Below are 713 nucleotides of genomic sequence, written 5' to 3'. Positions count from 1 at the left end.
CTCGGGCGTCCGCGCAAGGTGCCAGGCTACGATGCCACCGCCGCTCAGGTGCGAGCGCTCGGATTGCGACAACGCCCGCGGCGACAGCGAAAACTGCGAGCTGGCGCCGCACTCTGGCCTCGGGTGATGACCTTGCTGCGCGCCGGCTGGTCGCCGCAACAGGTCTCGCTCAAACTGCGTCGACTCCACCCCGACGACCCGACCTGGCACGTGTCCCACGAAACCATCTACAGCGCTTTGTACGCGATGCCTCGCGGCGAACTGCGCCGCCAGATCCTGCTTCGGCACAAGCGCGCGACGCGGCGACCGCAGCGTCACGCTCCCGATGGCCGCGGCCGCCTGACCGATCTGCCCAGCATCCACGACCGTCCGCTGCAGGTCGAGGAGCGGCTCCTGCCCGGCCACTGGGAAGGCGACCTGATTAAGGGCGCTCGCAACCAGTCCTCGGTGGGCGTGCTGGTCTGCCGACAAAGCCTCTTCGTGATGCTCGTGCGGCTCCCCGATGCCACGGCCCAGGGCGTGCTGGAGGGCTTCACTGGGGCCTTCGCGCGACTGCCGCCACGGCTGCGCAAGACACTGACCTACGATCAAGGCAAGGAAATGGCCTTGCATCGCGAATTGAGCAAAGGGCTGGGATTGAAGGTCTATTTCGCCGACCCGCACAGTCCTTGGCAACGCGGCATTTGCGAGAACACCAATGGCCTGCTGCGCCA

General features: G+C 66.9%; 1 protein-coding gene. It reads left to right on the top strand.

Features of this window, described 5'->3' with window-relative positions; translation table 11 throughout:
- The coding region (locus tag ACTOWK_RS23580) for an IS30 family transposase (protein ID WP_441332504.1) at positions 1 to 713 on the top strand (713 nt) is incomplete at both ends.

It is taken from the genome of Lysobacter sp. CA196 (assembly GCF_052078695.1).
In the GTDB taxonomy this organism is placed as follows: Bacteria; Pseudomonadota; Gammaproteobacteria; order Xanthomonadales; family Xanthomonadaceae; genus Lysobacter.
The sequence above is the reverse complement of the archived record's forward strand: the minus strand, read 5'-3'. Positions and strand labels throughout refer to the sequence as shown.